The sequence below is a fragment of the Salinicola sp. genome, assembly GCF_982684285.1.
The window spans coordinates 1-18,022 of record NZ_CEXLVS010000062.1 but is presented as its reverse complement, the minus strand read 5'-3'; the positions used below and the strand labels follow the sequence as shown (position 1 = coordinate 18,022).

The window sequence follows — 18,022 nt, the reverse complement described above, 5'->3', positions numbered from 1 at the left end:
GGTTGATCGTCGGGGTCGCCGCCGTCTTCCTGCGGGCGCTGTTCAACCGCGGTATCGAAACCCAGGAGCAGATCGAGGATCTGGGACTGCCGGTCTACGCCACCATTCCGTTGTCGGACGAGCAGGGCAAGCTGAACCGACGCGTGAAGCGCTCCAGCAAGGAGCAAGGCCGCAGCTTCCCCAGAGGCCTGCTGGCCGCCCGCAATCCCGCCGATGTCTCGGTGGAGGCGCTGCGCGGCCTGCGGACCAGTCTTCACTTTGCCATGCTCGAGGCCGGCGACAATCGCCTGATGATCACCGGGCCCAGCCCCGGCGTGGGCAAGAGCTTCGTCAGCGTCAATCTGGCAGCGGTGTGTGCCCAATCGGGGCAGCGCGTGCTGGTCGTCGACGCGGATATGCGCAAAGGGCAGATCCATAGCGCCTTCGGGGCCGCCTCCGAGAACGGGCTGAGCGATGTGCTCTCCGGCAAGCAGGGTCTCGAGCAGGTGATCCGCACGGTCGACAACGTGGACAATCTGCATTACGTCGCTCGTGGCATGGCGCCACCGAATCCCTCCGAGCTACTGATGACGTCGCGCTTCAGCGAATTCCTGGCCCAGGTCAGCGAGCGCTTCGACCTGGTCATCGTCGACTCTCCGCCGATTCTCGCGGTGACCGATGCGGCCATCATCGGCAAGCAGGTGGGCACGACGCTGATACTTGCCCGTTTCCAGACCAACCCGGTCAAGGAGATGGAGCTGGCGATCAGCCGGCTGAAGACTTCGGGCGTCGAGCCCCGAGGCGCCATCTTCAATGCCGTGGAGCGCAAGGCCGCTACCGAGTACGGCTACGGCTACTACCACTACAGCTACAAATGATGGATACCCGACCCTTCGCATTCGAACGGCTTGATCCGATGCCGGGACTATCGTCATGAGCCTTTCTCTGCTGGGCGACAGGCACGTCCGGATCGTTTCGCGGTTGCGTGGCGACCTGTTCGTCAACCTCTGCCGCACCTTTGCCGCCCGGGGCATCGCCGCACTGGGCACGATCCTGCTGGGTGTCGTCCTGGGGCGCCTCTACGGCGCCCAGGGCGTGGGTGTCTTCGCGTTGGCCCAGAGCGTCATCTTCGGTGCGGGCATCATTGCCTGTTACGGCCTCAACGGCTCGCTGATGCGCTACATCAGCCAGGACAACGCCAGTCCCAACATCATGCGCTACCTGCGCTGGGCGATGGTGCGGGCGGGCTGGCTGAGTCTGCTCCTGGGGGGCGGAATCGGCCTGCTGCACCGCCAGATCGCCGAGGCTTTCGGTTCGCCGGAGCTGTCGTCGCTGCTGATCAGCATCGCGGTGGCGACGCCGGCCTTTACGCTGTCGTTCGTGCTGGCGGGGTTCCTGAAAGGCGTGCACATGCCGGCCAGGGCGAGCCTGCAGGAGAACGGCTCGATATCGCTGCTGGCCGCCATCTGCATTCTGGCCATGGTCCTCGTCACCGGTTCCCGCTCGCTGCCACAGGCCGGCTGGGCATTCTGTCTGTCGGCCTGGCTGGTGTGCCTGCAGGGGGCGTTGCAGATGGTGCTCTGGCTGCGTCGTCATCCCGCCGTTCGGCGGGGCGAAGGGATGGGGGCCGAGGCGCCGCCTCGCCGCAGCGAGTTCTTCGCCACCGCGCAGAGTTTCATCGTGCTGAACCTGTCGATGTTTCTCCAGCAGGTGGTGGCGATGCTGATTGCCGGGGCGCTGCTGAGCCACGCCGACCTGGGGTTGTTCAAATCCGCCGAGCGGGTCGGCATGGTCATCAGCTTCATCCTGCTGGTCATCAATGCGGTCTTCCCGCCGCGCTTCGCGCAGCTGTTCCACCGCGGAGAGCATGAAGCGCTGGGGCGCTTGGCCCGTCAGAGCTCGATGGTGGCGGCCGGCATGGCGACGCCGCTGGCGATCGTCTGCTTTCTCTTCCCGGAGTGGGTGCTGGGCTGGTTCGGGGCGGAGTTCCGCGAGGCGGCGAGCCTGCTGCGCATCGTGGTCATCGGCCATCTCGTCAACGTGTCGTTCGGCTCGGTGGGGTTTCTGCTGACGATGACGGGGCGGGAGAAGGTGATGCGCAATATCTCCCTGGTCTGCAGCGCCCTGGGGCTGCTGGCCTTCGTGGTGTTGATCCCGCTGTGGGGAGCGGTCGGTGCGGCGATCTCCCTCGCCATGGTGCTGGGGATGCAGAATCTGGTCGCGGCATGCTTCGTCTGGCGCCGCATGGGCATTCTCATGCTGCCGATCCGGCGCTGAAACGCCGCTGATGCCCGGGAGCGGAGACGATTCGGCTCCGCACCACACCTTGATCGAAACCGCAGGCCACGGATTGCCGTCGGCTGTTAATGGATAGCGAGAGACATGCTGGTAATCAACGCCAAACGGCTGTTCGTGGCGATGGCGATCATCTTTGCCATTGCGCTACCGAAATCGGGGGTCGCCGTGGGCGGCATTCCCCTCAATACCATCTATCTGCTGATCTGCTTCTCGTTCCCGATCCTGTTCATCAAGGCGATCCTGGGAACGGGGCAACTCGGTCGCCAGGATCGCTACTCGATCTACATCTGGTTGCTGATGCCGTTCTGGGCGTTGTTCCTGACGGTGACGCTGCTCAATGGCATTGCCAGCGTCGGGATCTACTTCGGCTACATCATGGCGCTGATCGTGGTGCCGATCTTCTTCTACGTGTGGTCGAAACGGCTGTCGGCGGAGAACGTTCGCTATCTCCTGGTCTGCCTGCGCAACTGTATTCGGTTCGCGGTCGCCTTCGGCCTCTTTCTCTTCGTTCTCAAGATCGGCACCGGGCAGTACTTCTCCATTCCCGCGCTGACGACGACCTTCGGTGCCGAACAGACCCTCGAGGCCCGGATGAACGACCGGGGCGGGATCTACAAGCTGTTCTCGACCTACAACAACGGCAACATCTATGCGGTCTGCATGATCATGCTGCTGCCGGTCTTCGCCGTCATCGAGAAGAACCGTCTGTGGCTCCTGGCGCTGATGCTGACGATCATGTTGACGCTCTCGCGCACCGCCTGGGCGCTGTTGCTCATCTATTGCGCCTTCGAGTACCTGATCTTCAACAAGGCCATCTCGGTCAAGAAGCTGATCGTGATCTGCCTTGCGGTGTGCCTGGTGGTACCGGGCATCATCGGGCTGCTGGGCATGATGGGCAAGGACGTCACGTTCCTCTTCGACAGCAATCTGGGTGGCCGGGCGGCTTACCTGGAGTACTTCTTCGATGCCGGTCTGATCTCCAGCACACCGATCTACTGGTCCTACGAAATTCCCTACGTCTCCATCGCGGAGTTCGTCGGCCTGATCGGACTGATCCCCTTTCTGATGTTCTTCGCCAACATCGTGATGGCGCGGAGCCTTTTCGACACGACCCGGCCGATCAGTCGCGCCGCTTCGATCGGATGCGTGATGTATTGGGTCGCCACCTTCTCCGATGCCGCGCTGGTCCTGGTCCCGACCTTCATCATCTATTGCCTGCTGGTAATGCTCTCTTTCAGCGAGTGAATTCATGAAAATCATGCATGTCTGCGAGACGGTGACCGGCGGCATCGCCACGTATCTGAACAACGTGGTGGCCGAGCAGGCGCGGCGTCCGGAAGTCGAGGCCGTGTCGGTACTGCTGCCGCTCACCCAGCTCGAGGAGATCAACCTGGGCGACATCGCGGAGTTGAAAAACAAGATCCACGTCATCGGGTTCGACGGGGCCGGCCGGATCCAGCGACTGAAACACCTGGCCATGCGTCTGCGCGGCGCGGTTTCCCAGGCGCGCCCCGATGTAGTGCATGTCCACAGCACCTTCGCCGGTTTTCTCTGCCGCACGCTGCCGATCTCTTTCCATGGCGCCAAGTTGATCTATCAGCCCCATGGGGTCGCGTTCGACCCGCATCGCATCTCCGGCCTCAAGCGGCATGGCATCCAGTGGGTGGAGAGGGCGCTGTATCGGCGCACCGACGGTGTCGTCGCCATCTCGGAGTATGAGCGCACGTTGCTGGAACGGGCCGGGATGGGGGAGAAGACGCTGCTGATCAAGAACTGCGTGCGCGATACCCGGGAAGCGATCGGCGAAGGGCGCAAGGAGGATTTCTATCTGTTCATCGGGCGTTTCGATCGTCAGAAAGGGTTCGACAAGCTCCACGCGTTCTGGGGCGAAGATCGCCCGCTGCTGAAGATCGTCGGCGGCAATGTCGTCGATTCCGATGCCACGTTCACCGCCCGGGACAACATGGAATTTCTCGGCTGGCAGGACAATACCGCGCTGGACGGACTGATCGCGCGGGCCAAGGCGCTGATCGTTCCCAGTCGCTGGGAGGGATTCGGCCTGGTGGTGTTGGAAGCCTACCGGAACGCCACGCCGGTGATCTGCTCGAACCGCGGTGCGCTGCCCGAACTGGTGAGCCATGGCGATACCGGCTTCGTCTTCGATTTCGACGATTTCCCGGCCTCCTTGTCCACGGCGATGGCCGCTTTCGACCGCTGCGACCGGCAGGCGATGGGGCGGCGCTGCCGTGAGCGCTACGAGCGGGATTTCTCGCCGGTCAGCATGAATACCGAACTCTTGAAACTCTACCAGCATAACGGGCAGTGCTATGTATAGTCAGGTTCTGATCAATATCTCCAACCCCGAGGACTACCGCTTCTTCAAGCGCGTCTTCGCCGCGCCCGGCGCCAGCGGTTGCCGTGTCGAGTTCGTGGCCAACAACCTGATCATGTACGTCTACCTGACGCTCAAGCGCGAGACGGTGTTCATGCCGCGCCGGGGTCGGGGACGTACCTGCCGGGAGAACAACTTCAGTATCCTGACCGGCCGCTTGACCCATGCTCAGGCCGACAGGGTCTACTCCGGTTTCGCGGACTTCATCGAGCGCGAGCAACCCAGGCGCCAATGGGATCTCTATATCCTGCCGAGCGGCCGGCTCGCCTCCCAGTCGGCGCTGGCCGACCACGCCCGGGCCAATGACATCGACGTGCTCTACACCGGCTACGGCAATATCGGCAACAAGACCTTCGCGGATCCCCAGGGCACCGACATGCAGTCCTATCTGTACGAGCATGTCGAGGTACTGGACGATTACCCGGTCGATCTCGAGGCCTTTCGTCGCTGGAAGCGCGAATACACCGCCGCGCGCATGAAGCGGCACGTGATCGGGCAGGCGCGCAAGCTCGACTTCAAGACGGTGTTCCAGAAGTTCGTCCAGGTCGTGGGATGCCGTCTCGAGGCGATCCTGGGTTATGCCGGCGAGAACGCCTACGGCTTCGACGAGCTGAGGAAGCTCCGCAAGGCGGATGAAGTCGTGCTTGACGAGATGGATTGGGCAACGCCCTACCTGTTCTTTCCGATGCAGGTGAGCACCGACGCCCAGATCATTCTGAACTACCGCAAGAACAGCGTGATCGACGGCCTCAAGGACGCGATCGCGATGGCCAGGGAGAAGGGGCTGCGACTGGTGATCAAGCCCCATCCCGCGGAGATCAACCAGGCCATTCCGTCGATTCTGGCCGGGCTGCGTGCGGAGCACGACTTCCTCATCGTCAACGAGAATACCTTCCAGCTGCTGGATCGGGCCGCCGAGGTGGTGACCATCAACTCCACGGTGGGTCTCGAGGCCAAGCTGCTGGACAAGAAGGTGACGTTTCTGGGCAATACCTTCTACGCGCATTTCAGCGAGCGTCGCCTGGCGGCCTACATCGATCACTATCTGGTGAACGAGGACTACTTTCAGGATACTCCCTTCAGCGAGGCGAACTTCGTTAAGCTTATGGACCGCGCAAGATTGCATTCAATGGATAGAAGTGAGGTGGCTTGATGAAATCCGTATCGGTCGGCGGGCTGGCAGTGGCCAACGACGCGCCTTTCACGCTGTTTGGCGGCATCAACGTGCTGGAAGATCTCGACAGCACCTTGAGGGCTTGCGAGGCCTATGTCGAAGTGACCGGCAAACTGGGCATTCCCTACGTGTTCAAGGCCTCGTTCGACAAGGCCAACCGCTCCTCGATCCACTCCTTCCGCGGTGTCGGCCTCGACGAGGGGATGAAAATCTTCGAGGCGGTCAAACGCGAGTTCAACGTGCCGGTGATCACCGACGTGCACGAGGTAGCGCAGGCGCAGCCCGTCGCCGAGGTCGCCGACGTGATCCAGTTGCCGGCGTTTCTGGCCCGCCAGACGGACCTGGTCGTGGCGATGGCGAGGACCGGCAAGCCGATCAATATCAAGAAGCCGCAGTTCCTGAGTCCGGGGCAGGTCAAGAATATCGTCGACAAGTGCGCCGAAGCGGGCAACGAGCAGGTCATCCTGTGCGAACGCGGCAGCTGCTTCGGCTACGACAATCTGGTCGTCGACATGCTGGGTTTTCGCGAGATGATGGACGTCAGCGGCAGCGCGCCGGTGATCTTCGACGTGACCCACAGCCTGCAGCGCCGTGATCCGACCAGCGAGGCCTCGGGCGGGCGTCGCCGCCAGGCTCTCGAGCTCGCCCGCGCCGGAATGGCCGTGGGGCTGGGCGGTCTCTTTCTCGAGTCGCATCCCGACCCCGACAACGCGCGCTGCGATGGCCCCAGCGCGCTGCCGCTCGACAAGCTGGAACCGTTCCTGGCCCAGATCAAGGCGGTAGACGATCTGGTCAAGAGCCTGCCCCCGGTCGAGATCGATTGATGGAACGTCGAAATCGATCGATTTCCCGTCCGGATCGTCGTGACCAGATCGAACTCGTGCTGTTCGATGTCGACGGCGTGCTGACCGATGGCACGCTGCTGATCGGGCCGGAGGGGGAAGCGCTCAAGCCGTTCAATGTGCGTGACGGTGTCGCGATCGGGCTGCTGCGGCAGCACGGCATCAAGAGCGGCGTGCTGTCGGCCAAATCGAGCCAGCCGCTGATGACACGGGCCACCCAGTTGGGCATGGACGTGATCAAGATCGGCTTCAGTCGCAAGCTCGAAGCCATCCAGCAGATCGCCGAGGAGCAGGGCATCGCTGCCGACCGCATCGCGTTCGCGGGCGACGATGTCATCGATATCCCGGTGATGCGGGAAGTCGCCGCGGCCTATGCCCCGGCCGATGCCCATCCTCTGGTTCTCGATACAGCCGACTACGTGACGAAAGCCGAGGGCGGGCGCGGTGTCGCACGCGAGATCGCCGAAGACCTGCTCTCGGCGCGCGGCCTCGACCTGGCCGGGATGTACGCGCATCTGCTGGGAGATGACGAGGCGCTGCGCCGCATCGTTCAGTGAATCCGTCGGGAGGCCGCCTGCCTGCGCCTCCCGCACGTTATCCAGGCGCCGGATTCCCCATCCGGCGCCCTGAGTGAGCCACCACCTGGCCGGTCGGTGGCGTTGCCGAGAGCCGGGCGCTCGATCTCGGAACCCTAGCGTTACCGAGGCTCGGCCTCACCCCATTCGATCCTATCGATACCTTCGTATCACCGATGGCGCGCGTCCGCGCGCTCTCGAATCACGGGCCTCGATGCCGTTGGTACGGCGTCGTCGGTCCGCCGACGGCAGTCAGCCATTTCGGCCTGGCAGCAACCAGCGTCAGGGAGGAGCACAGCATGAATCTGGAATATCTGGAAACGGCCCGACAGGTCTTCGTCAAGGAAGCCGAATCGCTTCTGGAGGTCTCCCGCAAGCTCGACAACGACCTGAGCGCCGCCATCGACGCCATCCTGCAGACCCCGGGGCGGGGGATCGTCTGCGGCATGGGCAAGTCCGGGATCGTCGGTCGCAAGATAGCGGCCACCCTGGCGAGCACCGGCAGCCCGAGCTTCTTCATGCATCCGGGCGAGGCCTATCACGGCGACCTGGGCATGGTGACGCCCCACGACGTCTTCCTGGCGATCTCCAATTCGGGGGAAACGGAGGAAGTCGTCAAGCTGATCCCGTATCTCAAGGACAACGGCAACTATCTGGTCGGCATGACCGGCAACCGAAGCTCGACCCTGGCGCGGGCTTCCCACAGTCATCTCGATATCGGCGTCATCGAGGAGGCCTGTCCGCTGCAGCTGGCGCCGACGTCGTCGACCACCGCCACGCTGGCGATGGGAGACGCGCTGGCGGTGACGCTGATGAAGGCGCGGGACTTCCAGCCCGAGAACTTTGCCCGGTTCCACCCGGGAGGCTCGCTCGGACGCCGCCTGTTGAGCCGGGTCGAGCACGAGATGCGCAGCGAGAACCTGCCGGTGGTCAAGGCGGAGGCGGAGGTGCTCGATGTGATCCAGGCGATGTCGCGGGGGCAGCTGGGGATGGCGGTCGTCCAGCACAACGGCAGTTGGGGCGTCATCACCGATGGTGACATTCGCCGTGCCATCGAGAAGTACGGCGAATACGTCTTCTCCAGGAAGGCCTACGACTTCATGACGCCGCAGGCGTCGCGAATCGCCCCGACTGCTCGTGTCGAGGATGCATTGGCGATGATGGATTCCAGGAAAATCAATGCATTGCTGGTTTTCGACAACGACCAGCTGGTGGGTGTTTTCCAGAAGTAGCGGGTGCGTTCGGGCGGCTGTCCGTCGAGACCGAACGTGATCTCCCCGGGCGCTTTTGCGCCTGGATCTCGATGACGGGGTTTGAAACCACCCCGGGAATGAGATCCGACAGCAGTTTTCAACAACAGCTATGTCAAGGGTTACCAGGATGGTATCGGGAGAACGAATATGAAAAGTCTGAATCCTGTCAGGCGGTTGGCACCGTTGATCGACGTCATGGCAATCCTGCTGGCGGGCATTCTCGCCAACGGGATTCGGTTCCAGACACCGCGACTGGAGAGCGTGAATGCGCTGGTGCTGATCGTGATGGCGTTGGCCGTCGTGCTGATCAACCTGTCCGGCGGCGGCTACAGCAAGTGGCGTTCCACCCGGTTGCGCAGCCGGATCTATCGGCTGCTGTGGGTGTGGGCCGCGGTATTCGCGGCCGTGAGCATCCTGATGTTCCTGCTCAAGCTGTCGGACGAGGTCTCCCGGCAGTGGCTGGTGTTCACCTTCATGCTGTCGTTCTGCCTGGTCGCCGCCTCCCGGGCACTGCTGATGATGCTGACGATGTACCACAACGGCAGCATCCGCAATCGACGCAAGGTGTTCCTGGTCGGTCCGGAAGAGAATCTGCTCGATGTGGCGCGTTCATTGCGTCGACACCAGGAGCAGGGGTATGCGATCGCCGGTGTCTGCCGCGGGCGCGTGCTGCGGGCGGAGAAGGCGCCGCGCAACCTGGCTCGCCGGGTGGAGAAGTCGGGTGCCAAGGAGGTGTGGATCTGCCTGTCGGTATCCGAGGGCGAGCACGTCAAGGCGATCATGTACAACCTCCGCCACCTGCCGCTGGAAATTCGCTTCATTCCCCATTTTGCCGACATCCCGCTGCTCAACCATCGGGTCAGTCATATCGCCGGCACCCACGCCATCGATCTGAGCGTCAGCCCGATAGCCGGCAGTGCACTGTGGGTCAAGCGGCTCGAGGATATCGTCATCGGCGGCTTGATCCTGTTGCTGATCGCGCCGGTCTGCGCGGCTTGCGCCATCGCGGTCAAGTTTTCATCCCCCGGCCCGGTGCTGTTCAAGCAGCTGCGCACCGGCGCCAATGGCCACGACGTCCAGGTCTACAAGTTTCGCTCGATGAAAATGCATCAGGAGGAGAACGGCCAGGTCGCTCAGGCCACGCGGCGGGATCCCCGAATCACGCGGGTCGGCGCGTTCCTGCGCCGTACCTCGCTGGATGAATTGCCGCAGTTCATCAACGTGATTCAGGGGCGCATGTCGATCGTCGGCCCGCGTCCCCATGCGCTGGCGCACAACGAGTACTACAAGGACCTGGTCGAATCCTACATGCAGCGGCACATGGTGAAGCCGGGAATTACCGGCTGGGCCCAGGTGCGCGGTTTTCGCGGCGAGACCGATACGCTGGACAAGATGCAGCATCGTGTCGAGCACGACCTCTGGTACATCAACAACTGGTCCCTGCTGCTGGATCTCAAGATCATCTTCCTGACGGTCTTCAAGGGCTTCACCGGCAACAACGCCTACTGATCCCTCCGTGCGTCCGGTCGCCGCCGGCGGCCGCCGACCTCTCACATCGAACGCGATCCCGGCTGCGACGTCACCCGCTGTGGCATCGGAGGCGCGGACGCGGCGCGATTCAACCCAATGCCCAAGGAAAGCTCTCGTGGAACAGACGACGGCAGCACGCTATCGATGGATCGATCTCGTCAGAGGGACGGCGGTCGTCCTGGTGATCGTGCTTCACTCCCAGTACGGGATTTCGATTCGCTATGACGGACTCTGGTCCTGGCTCCCGCTGATGTCGGAATATCTGGCGCCGTTCAGGATGCCGGTGCTGATGTTCCTGTCGGGACTGATGGTGGCGCGGTCGTTGCAGAAGGGGCCGCGCCGCTTCTTCACCGGAAAGCTCAAGAACATCGCTCATCCCTATGTGGTGTGGACACTCGTCGCCTTCGTGCTTTATTCACTGCGCTGGGTGCTGATGAACGAGCCGATGCCGGACGAGCTGTTTCCGCTGCTGATCCTGCCTTACAACTATCTCTGGTTCCTGTACTGCCTGTTCATCTACTACGTCCTCGCTTTCTTCCTGTTCAAGTTGAGTGCCAAGGGCGCGGTCGCGGTGACGCTGGTCGGCTACCTGCTCTATTTCTACCTGGCCCAGCATCTGGCCCCCGACTGGCTGCTGGTGCCGGACGACGACGGCCGGATGGTGCCGACGCTACCGACCAAGATCGTCTTCTACGCGGTCTTCTTCATGCTCGGCGGCTGGCTGGGCGAGAACCTGAGCGGATTCGCCGACGGGCTCGCGCGCCTGAATCCATTCGTGGTCTGGCTGCTGGTCGCGGTCTGCCTGGCCGGGTATCTGATGCCGCTGCATCCTTTCTCACCGGTCTACCTGCTTATCTCCCTGGCGTCACTGGTGCCGCTGGCGCGTCTCGCCATGCTCGGGTGGGTGCAACGCTGCACGACACTGCTGCAGTGGTGCGGCCGCCAGTCGATCGTGCTTTTCGTGGCCCACATGCCGATCATCCTGGTGGTGGTCACGGTTCTGTCGAAAGCGATGCCCGATTCGAATGCCAACCTGGTGTTCGGGCTGCTTTTCGGCGTCACCTTCCTTTGCTGCTGCGTTCTGGCACGGATGTCTCAACGCTGGGCGGCGGTCAGATTCCTGTTCGCCTACAACCTGAAGGGGCGCCAGGTCCGGGTCGGAAGCCGGGCCTGATGCCGATGCCCCCTGGACAGGGGCTTGACGCAGGAGAGACCGCCGATCGTCGGCACAGGCATGAAAAGCGCTTTTCGCCGGATGGCCGGACGTCAGCCGTCCGCCGTCGCGGGGAAAAGGGCGCATGGAATGGAAAGGAGCCATTCGTTGGGTAAGGAAAGGAAGTATCTCTACGAGATTCAGGGCCTGAGAGCCGTCGCGGCGCTGATGGTCGCCGTCTATCACATCTGGATTCAGCGCGTCTCGGGCGGCGTCGATGTCTTCTTCGTGGTTGCCGCCTTCTTCGTCGTGGGATCGCTGACACGTCGGGCGCCGCTGTCGTTGGCCGACGTGCTGGACTACTACGGCAAGACGCTGCGGCGGTTGCTGCCGGGCGCGGCGCTGGTGGTGTGCGCGACGATCCTGCTGTCGATGTGGTTGATGCCGGACTCGATGTGGCGCAACCAGATCAAGCATGGGATGGCGTCGATCCTGTTCCTGGAAAACTGGTCGCTGGCGTTGACCGCCACCGACTATCTCCAGCAGGGGGCGCCGCCGTCGCCGTTCCAGCAGCTCTGGGCCCTGGCGGTCCAGGTGCAGTTCTATTTCGCGTTTCCGCTGCTGCTCTGGGCGGGATTGAAGTTCGATGCGCGCCGGGGGCGCCGGGACAATTCATTCTGCGTGCTGCTGTTGCTGGCGGTCACCGTGCTGTCGCTCTGCTACAGCATCTACATCACCGACAAGAACCAGTCCTGGGCCTATTTCGACACCTTCGCCCGGGCCTGGGAATTCGCCCTCGGCGGGTTGCTGGCGCTCGGTGTCTCGCGGGTCTCGCTGTCACCGCCCGCCGCAAAGGTGCTGGGCTGGGTCTCGCTGATCGTGTTGACGACCTTCGCCCTGTTTCTCGACGTTTCGACCCTGTTCCCCGGGGTGGTCGCCCTGGTGCCGGTGCTTGCCGCGGCAGGTATCGTCATCGCGGCGCGAAACCGGTGCGACATGCGGTTGCTGAACAATCGGTTCGTCGTCTGGTTCGGCGACATGTCGTTTTCGTTCTATCTCTGGCACTGGCCGCTGCTCTCGTTCTATCGCTACGCCACCGGGGAGTTCGATGTCGGCCTCCTCCCGGGGCTGGCGATCATCGGCGGTGCCGGGGTGCTCGCCTTCGTGACGACATGGGCCCTGGAGACGCCGGTGCGGCGTTCGCCACTGCTGTCTCGCCGGCGGGTTTATACCTATGGCGTCTGCGTGCTGTTGATGGCGTTTCCCTTGGCCTCGTTGGCGGTGTGGTACCAGGACTATCAAGGGCGTAGCGCGGCAGCCAGGTCGGAACTCGCGACGTTCCTGCGCGCGCCCGACGTTGCCGGCGACGATCTCCAGCCGTCGACCCTGATCGCCAGCCTGGATTTGCCCGCTTCCTCCTATGATGGCTGCCATCAGAACTATCTGCAGCCTGGGGTCCGGGAGTGCACCTACGGCGATCCGGAAGCGGACTATACGGTCGTGCTCGCGGGCGGCTCCCATGCCCAGCATTGGCTGGCGGCGCTGAGGGTGGCGGCGGAGCGGGAGAAGTTCCGGTTGATCTCGATGACCAAGGGGGCCTGTATGCTATCGACCGACCCGCATGCCCGTTATCAGGTCAATCCTTCCTGTCTGGCGTGGAATCGCGAGGCGCTCGAGCGTCTCGGCGAGTTGAAACCCGATCTGGTGTTTACCACCGCGACTCGGGGGCAGGGGCCGGAGGAGCGCGTGCCGGAGGGATATCGTCAAGTCTGGCGGCGGTTGGCCGACTCAGGCATCGATGTGCTCGCGATACGCGACAACCCCTGGTACGGCTTCGACGTGCCCAAGTGCGTCGACCTCCAGGACGATCCGAGCGTGGCCTGTTCCATCCCCAGGCGTTCGGTGTTGAAGGCGCAGTCGCCCACCGACGAGGTCCAGCTGCCGAACGTCCAGTTCGCAGATCTGAGTGATCTGTTCTGCGACGACCAACGCTGCTCGCCGCTGCGGGACAACGTACTGGTCTACCGCGACGATCATCACATCACCAACACGTTCTCCTATCTGGCGGCGGATCGCATCATCGCGGCGCTGGATCGGGCAGAGTCGCGGTTCGACGATCCACCCCGGGGGCGCTGAGGCGTGAGACGCCGGCGGCAGGCCGCAAGCGCTTCCGCCGCTGCCAGTGGGCCGTCCTCATGGCCGATATCGACTGCGTGCGCCCACTCATCGACCCCACCACTTGCAGGAGAGTGCCTCATGCCGAGTCGACGTCAAGTACTGGTCGCGGGACTTGGCGGCCTGGCGATCATCGCCATCCCGTCCTGGGCCAGGGAAGCAGGCGGGCGATCATCCAGGCCATCGCCGATGTCGCCAGGCCCCGCAGGCCGGGGTCAGCAAACGCCAACCTCGGGGGCCGTGCGTCTTCGTCAGGCGGATGCGCTCATCGTGCTGGGCAAGCCTGGCATGTCGAACGGAAGCGAGCGGACCGCGCCGTCGTGAAGCCGCTTGCAACCGTGGCGACGCGTTCCCCCCGAGTGCGGCTCAGCGCGAGCGGGTCGCCTTGAGACCGACGCGCAGCGCCCGGTAGCGTGCGACGCCATCGCCCTGGTCGGTCTCGGCGTCGACGGGGGAGAAGCTCAGGTCTCGGTTGTTCAGGGCTTCCAACTGGAGCGCCGCGCCACCGGCTCGCTGGTTGATATTCAGGATCTCGATCCGGCTCCCGGCGGTCACGAGGTTGCCGTGGAGCCGGAAGGCGTGCCCGGGCGCGCGGCCCGAGCGGCGGACATCGCCGATCAGGATCGAGGTGTCGACGCCGGGCACGTCGATTCGACACTCCATGATGTCGACGATGGTCACGCCCGCGTAGGCACGCCCCTGGGCCAGCAGTGGTATCACTCCCGACGGCTGTTCGACCGTCGACTGGATGACCCCGCCTTGCCAGCGGGCGTAACTTGAACTGTTGGGGCCGATGGCGACGAGGGCGTCGCCGTCCGCTGCCGGCTTGGTGAATGTGAAACGGTTGTCCTGCAGGTACTGTTCCCGCGCGTTGCTGTGCGCGCGCAGGTCCATCACGACGTCATGGTGATTGACGTTGCGATAGGTGACGTTGACCCAGGAGTCGACTGCCACCAGGCCAAAGCCTTCCCCCTCGTAGACGAAAGAGCCGGTATCCAGCACGATGTCCTGCTCGAAATCCGGATCCTCGAATCCCGCCAGGCGCCGGAACAGCGTCTTCCCCAGCCCCGGCTTGAAGCGTTGCGTCGCGTAGCGCTCGCGCAGTCGTGCCGCTTCGGCGGTCTGCAGCGCGTGGAAGTTCTTGATCACGTTGCCGCGGGTCGCGTAGAAGACCGAGATGCCGAAATTGCCGGCATTGACCGAGTGGATGCCATCGAACAGGCAGTAGGTGCAGCCTTCGAAATCGAACGCCGTATCGCTGACGTCCCTGGCGCTGCAGCCGAAGATCTTGACGTTGTGGGCATTGTTGAAATAGATCGCGCCGTTGGACCGCGTGCAGTGGACGTCGCTGATATAGCCGTCGCGCAGGCGTCGCATCCAGCGTAGTTCGCCACCCTTGCCGGGCCGGGCCGATCCGCCCCAGCCGGAAATGTTGCAGTAGTCCATGCGCACGTGGGAGATGCTGAAGTCTCTGACGAAGTTGAGGCGCACGGCGACGGCCGCCTTGCCGTCGCCGGGGGTATAGCTGTACCGGTCGGTGCCGCCGGTGAGGTGGCTGATTCGAATGGCCTGGTTGAGATCGTCCGGCGTGGTCGGATCGAAACCCGCGAGGACGGCGTTGTCGGTCGTGGGATCGTCCTCGTGGGCGAGGGAATAGCGGCGGTTGAGCTCCAGTTCGTGGAAGAACTTGATGCCACCGCAGCGAACGTGATGGTTGTCGTGGTAGTCGACGCCGCGCACGCAGACCATTGTGGCCGCGGCGCTGGCGAAGTCGCTGGCCTCGAAGGTCAGCCCCCGCAGCTCGATGTCGTGGCTGAAGCCGCGGTCGACATCGCCGGCAGGGCGCCCCTCGGCCCAGGCCTCCACGACGTGGGGTTCGCGCAGCCACAACAGGCCGTCGCGAAAAGAGGCACCGACGTAGTCGCTGACGATGCGGCTGTTGGCGAGCGCCCCATCGCCGATGATGCGGGTGCCGGAGCAGAGCCGGATCCGCCGCTTGCCGACGTAGAGCCCCCGTTCTGCGGGCAGGCTGGGCAGGTACTTGGTGCGATAGGGGGTCTTGTCGAGGGTCTCCTGGAGCCAGGCCGATTCGTCCGTGCCGGAGCGCCGGTCGTCGCCGGCGCCGTAATCGGCGCGAAATCCCACCTTGAGCAGGTGGACGACGTGACTGTCGTGGAGATACGCCGCGCCATCATCGGCCCATAGCGTGAAGTAGTGATAGTCGGGCTGGGCATCGGCAGCCAGCCAGGCTCGTTGGCCGGCTCGCGACGGGTCGTCCCATGCCACGCACCGTGTCAGTTCGACATTGACCTCGTCCGCCAGGTCGTGGTGGAAGCGGCGGCAGATGACCGCGCAACCGTCGGGTACGCGATCTGCGGGCCAGCGCCTGAGGGTATCGACCGACTCGACCACGAGCAGCCGTTGATCGAGCGCCTCGGTCAGAGACTGTCGGCCGGAGGCGGAGTGAACCTCGCCCTGATCGAAGAACTGCGTGCTCAGGCGTTGCTGGCTGCCGTCGCTACTGACCTCGATGCGATAGTGTCCGTTGGGTGCCGCGAACTGGATCTGGCCCTCGTCGCCAGCGGAGAAGGGATTGTCGAGCGGATCGCCGTCGGCGTTGCGGAGCGTGTTTACCGGATCGGCGCCCTCGAGGGAGTATACGGCGACCCGTGCAGGGGTAATGACGCGACCGTCGCTTCCTTGCGCAAAGAAGGTTTTCAATTCCATATCGCTGTTCGCCTGAGCCTAATCCGTTAGTCGCATTATCCGGGCTCGACAGGGACGATGCCTTAGCGAAGCGTTGTTCTTTTGTAAGAGGGATGGGGCATCGAGTAAACACCCTGAGAGGTGCCGGGCGATGCGCCATGGGAGGCCGGTTCGGCCGCGTGGCTCAAAGTCCGAACAGATGGACGAGCGGAGGCAGCAGGAACGCGGTGATCAGCCCCGATATTCCCATCGCCAGGCCGGAGAAGGCGCCGGCAACCGCGCCGATCGAGGCAAAGCAGTAGGCCGTGCCGAAGCCGTGGGCTGCCAGCCCCATCGAGTATCCCTGAACGGTAGGGTCGGTAATCCGAGTCATGCGGAAGATCCAGGGGCCGACGATGCAGCCGACGACGCCGGTGATGAGGACGAGCCCCGCGGTCAGGGATGGGATGCCGCCCAGTTTCTCGGCAATGCCCATGGCGATCGGCGATGTCACCGATTTCGGCGCCAGCGAGAGTACCGTCTCGGTATTGGCACCCAGGGCCATGGCGATCCCCAGGGCGGAAACCACCGCCGTGGCAACGCCGGAGATCGTACCGATGAGGATAGGCCAGAGCATTCGGCGCACCCGCTCCCGATGATCGTAGAGCGGAATGGCCAGGGCCACGGTGGCGGGCCCCAGCAGGAAATGCAGAAACTGGGCGCCCTGGAAATAGGTCGGATAGTCCGTGCCGGTCAGCAACAGAAAGCCGATCAGCAGCGCGATGGTGACGATGACGGGATGGAGCAGAGGCGTTCCTCCCGCCCAGCGGTTGATGACCGTGGCGACAATGAACGCCAGCAGCGTGGCGAACAGATGCAGCAGGGGGCTGGCGGAGAGATAGACCCAGATCTGCTCGAGCCGGAGATCGTTCATGCTTCTCTCTCCTCGGCGGTCCGGCCCCTTCGGGCGACGCGCTGGAGGATCTGGCTGGTCACGAGAATCGTCACCGAGGTCGAGACGAGCAATGTGGCGATCAGAATCCCTAGTTCCTGGCGAATCAGTCCGAAATGCTGGATCAAGCCGACCCCGGCAGGGACGAAAAGCAGCGTCAGGTACTTGAGCAGCCCTTCGCCCATGGTCCTCAGGCTGGCGGGGACGCTGCCGCGGATCAGCAGGCCGATCAGCAGAATCAGCATGCCGAGGACCGGCCCGGGCACGGGCAGGGACAGCGCCCGGCTGATGACTTCCCCCAGGAACTGGCAGCCGAGCAGTATGCACATACCGATAATCAACGACATGACGCCACCTTGTTAGACTTTGGTCTCGATGTCGGCAAATTGTACCCATGGCTCGCCATGGAGACGAGGCTTGCGCTCACCGATGTCGTCGCCGCCGGGCGGGTGCCGCGACGGGCTTTCCGCCTCGCCTGCCGGTGTCGAAGAGGCTTTCGCAACCGATTGAAAAAAAAGCCTTAAGAAGCGCTTTTCATTTGTGGGACCGCAAGGTAGTATACGCAGCGTTTCGCAGGGACCGCCGCTGGTGGCCCGATCGAAATCGGAGCGTGGCGCAGCTTGGTAGCGCGCTGCAATGGGGTTGCAGAGGTCGCAGGTTCGAATCCTGTCGCTCCGACCAGATACGAGAGAAAGGCCGCCGGACACTGTCCGGCGGCCTTTTTTCGTTGCCTCGCCTTGCGTGAGGAGCCGGCATCGGAATGTGTCCCTGATGCCGGCTTCGGCTCGCGTCGGCTATGGCGCTCCCTACAACCAGAACAGCTCGATCAATCCCAGGCAGATCAGCGTCACCACCACCGTTCCCGCGATATTCAGGAAGAAGCCTGCGCGGATCATCGACTGGATCGACATTCGACCCGTGGCGAAAACGATGGCGTTGGGCGGCGTGGCTACCGGCATCATGAAAGCGCAGCTCGCCGCGATGGCGGCCGGCACGGTGATCAGCAGCGGATCG

15 protein-coding genes and 1 tRNA gene are annotated in these 18,022 nt (G+C 63.5%); 12 read left to right on the top strand and 4 right to left on the bottom strand.

All coding sequences use genetic code 11. The features are described from left to right. From AC3AYF_RS07600 to AC3AYF_RS07550, 11 genes are all read left to right on the top strand, one after another. Positions 1-857 (top strand): polysaccharide biosynthesis tyrosine autokinase (locus AC3AYF_RS07600; RefSeq protein ID WP_487779575.1); only part of this gene is annotated, 857 nt, incomplete at its 5' end. 55 nt (positions 858-912) lie between these two features. Further along, on the top strand, positions 913-2,256 hold the full coding sequence (locus AC3AYF_RS07595; RefSeq protein WP_295038813.1) for a lipopolysaccharide biosynthesis protein: 1,344 nt from the start codon (positions 913-915) through the stop codon (positions 2,254-2,256). Positions 2,257-2,361: 105 nt separating this feature from the next. Next, the gene (locus AC3AYF_RS07590; protein WP_295038811.1) at positions 2,362-3,522 is read left to right on the top strand and encodes a hypothetical protein; all 1,161 of its coding nucleotides are present in this window, start codon (positions 2,362-2,364) and stop codon (positions 3,520-3,522) included. A gap of 4 nt (positions 3,523-3,526) precedes the next feature. After that, the gene (locus AC3AYF_RS07585) at positions 3,527-4,612 is read left to right on the top strand and encodes a glycosyltransferase family 4 protein (RefSeq protein WP_295038809.1); all 1,086 of its coding nucleotides are present in this window, start codon (positions 3,527-3,529) and stop codon (positions 4,610-4,612) included. Continuing rightward, on the top strand, positions 4,605-5,822 hold the full coding sequence (locus AC3AYF_RS07580) for a capsular polysaccharide export protein, LipB/KpsS family (protein ID WP_295038808.1): 1,218 nt from the start codon (positions 4,605-4,607) through the stop codon (positions 5,820-5,822). The genes AC3AYF_RS07585 and AC3AYF_RS07580 overlap by 8 nt, the downstream gene beginning before the upstream one ends. After that, positions 5,822-6,667, top strand: a complete 846-nt coding sequence (kdsA, locus tag AC3AYF_RS07575) for a 3-deoxy-8-phosphooctulonate synthase (protein ID WP_295038807.1) — start codon at positions 5,822-5,824, stop codon at positions 6,665-6,667. The genes AC3AYF_RS07580 and kdsA overlap by 1 nt, the downstream gene beginning before the upstream one ends. Beyond that, complete coding sequence (locus AC3AYF_RS07570; protein WP_295038806.1) at positions 6,667-7,242, top strand: KdsC family phosphatase; 576 nt, start codon at positions 6,667-6,669, stop codon at positions 7,240-7,242. Before kdsA ends, AC3AYF_RS07570 begins: the two co-directional genes overlap by 1 nt. Positions 7,243-7,559: 317 nt before the next feature. Continuing rightward, a complete protein-coding gene (locus tag AC3AYF_RS07565) occupies positions 7,560-8,492 on the top strand; it encodes a KpsF/GutQ family sugar-phosphate isomerase (RefSeq protein WP_295038804.1) in 933 nt (310 codons plus the stop codon). Between the two features lie 168 nt (positions 8,493-8,660). Further along, positions 8,661-10,022, top strand: a complete 1,362-nt coding sequence (locus AC3AYF_RS07560) for an undecaprenyl-phosphate glucose phosphotransferase (RefSeq protein WP_295038803.1) — start codon at positions 8,661-8,663, stop codon at positions 10,020-10,022. Positions 10,023-10,158: 136 nt separating this feature from the next. Further along, the gene (locus AC3AYF_RS07555; RefSeq protein ID WP_295038800.1) at positions 10,159-11,217 is read left to right on the top strand and encodes an acyltransferase family protein; all 1,059 of its coding nucleotides are present in this window, start codon (positions 10,159-10,161) and stop codon (positions 11,215-11,217) included. A gap of 147 nt (positions 11,218-11,364) precedes the next feature. Beyond that, a complete protein-coding gene (locus tag AC3AYF_RS07550) occupies positions 11,365-13,332 on the top strand; it encodes an acyltransferase family protein (RefSeq protein WP_295038798.1) in 1,968 nt (655 codons plus the stop codon). A 405-nt stretch (positions 13,333-13,737) separates the two neighbouring features. Here AC3AYF_RS07550 and AC3AYF_RS07545 read toward each other — a convergent pair whose 3' ends face one another. The 3 genes from AC3AYF_RS07545 to AC3AYF_RS07535 all read right to left on the bottom strand — a co-directional run bounded on the left by AC3AYF_RS07545 (position 13,738) and on the right by AC3AYF_RS07535 (position 17,355). Continuing rightward, positions 13,738-16,098, bottom strand: a complete 2,361-nt coding sequence (locus tag AC3AYF_RS07545; RefSeq protein WP_487779574.1) for a right-handed parallel beta-helix repeat-containing protein — start codon at positions 16,096-16,098, stop codon at positions 13,738-13,740. Between the two features lie 163 nt (positions 16,099-16,261). Further along, complete coding sequence (locus tag AC3AYF_RS07540) at positions 16,262-16,990, bottom strand: LrgB family protein (protein ID WP_295041430.1); 729 nt, start codon at positions 16,988-16,990, stop codon at positions 16,262-16,264. Then, positions 16,987-17,355: a CidA/LrgA family protein gene (locus AC3AYF_RS07535; protein WP_295041432.1), complete on the bottom strand. Its 369-nt coding sequence runs from the start codon at positions 17,353-17,355 to the stop codon at positions 16,987-16,989. The genes AC3AYF_RS07540 and AC3AYF_RS07535 overlap by 4 nt, the downstream gene beginning before the upstream one ends. 257 nt (positions 17,356-17,612) lie before the next feature. On the opposite strand from AC3AYF_RS07535, the gene AC3AYF_RS07530 reads away from it, so the two are divergent. After that, positions 17,613-17,689 (top strand) — tRNA-Pro (locus AC3AYF_RS07530). A gap of 125 nt (positions 17,690-17,814) precedes the next feature. On the opposite strand, the gene AC3AYF_RS07525 is transcribed toward AC3AYF_RS07530, so the two are convergent. Then, positions 17,815-18,022: anion permease (locus AC3AYF_RS07525; protein WP_487779573.1), on the bottom strand; the 208-nt coding region annotated here is incomplete at its 5' end.

Bases quoted from the DNA above. Each gene is read 5' to 3' on its own strand.
- AC3AYF_RS07595 (WP_295038813.1), top strand. From the start codon at position 913: ATGAGCCTTTCTCTGCTGGGCGACAGGCACGTCCGGATCGTTTCGCGG.
- AC3AYF_RS07590 (WP_295038811.1), top strand. From the start codon at position 2,362: ATGCTGGTAATCAACGCCAAACGGCTGTTCGTGGCGATGGCGATCATC.
- AC3AYF_RS07585 (WP_295038809.1), top strand. From the start codon at position 3,527: ATGAAAATCATGCATGTCTGCGAGACGGTGACCGGCGGCATCGCCACG.
- AC3AYF_RS07580 (WP_295038808.1), top strand. From the start codon at position 4,605: ATGTATAGTCAGGTTCTGATCAATATCTCCAACCCCGAGGACTACCGC.
- kdsA (WP_295038807.1), top strand. From the start codon at position 5,822: ATGAAATCCGTATCGGTCGGCGGGCTGGCAGTGGCCAACGACGCGCCT.
- AC3AYF_RS07570 (WP_295038806.1), top strand. From the start codon at position 6,667: ATGGAACGTCGAAATCGATCGATTTCCCGTCCGGATCGTCGTGACCAG.
- AC3AYF_RS07565 (WP_295038804.1), top strand. From the start codon at position 7,560: ATGAATCTGGAATATCTGGAAACGGCCCGACAGGTCTTCGTCAAGGAA.
- AC3AYF_RS07560 (WP_295038803.1), top strand. From the start codon at position 8,661: ATGAAAAGTCTGAATCCTGTCAGGCGGTTGGCACCGTTGATCGACGTC.
- AC3AYF_RS07545 (WP_487779574.1), bottom strand. From the start codon at position 16,098: ATGGAATTGAAAACCTTCTTTGCGCAAGGAAGCGACGGTCGCGTCATT.
- AC3AYF_RS07540 (WP_295041430.1), bottom strand. From the start codon at position 16,990: ATGAACGATCTCCGGCTCGAGCAGATCTGGGTCTATCTCTCCGCCAGC.
- AC3AYF_RS07535 (WP_295041432.1), bottom strand. From the start codon at position 17,355: ATGTCGTTGATTATCGGTATGTGCATACTGCTCGGCTGCCAGTTCCTG.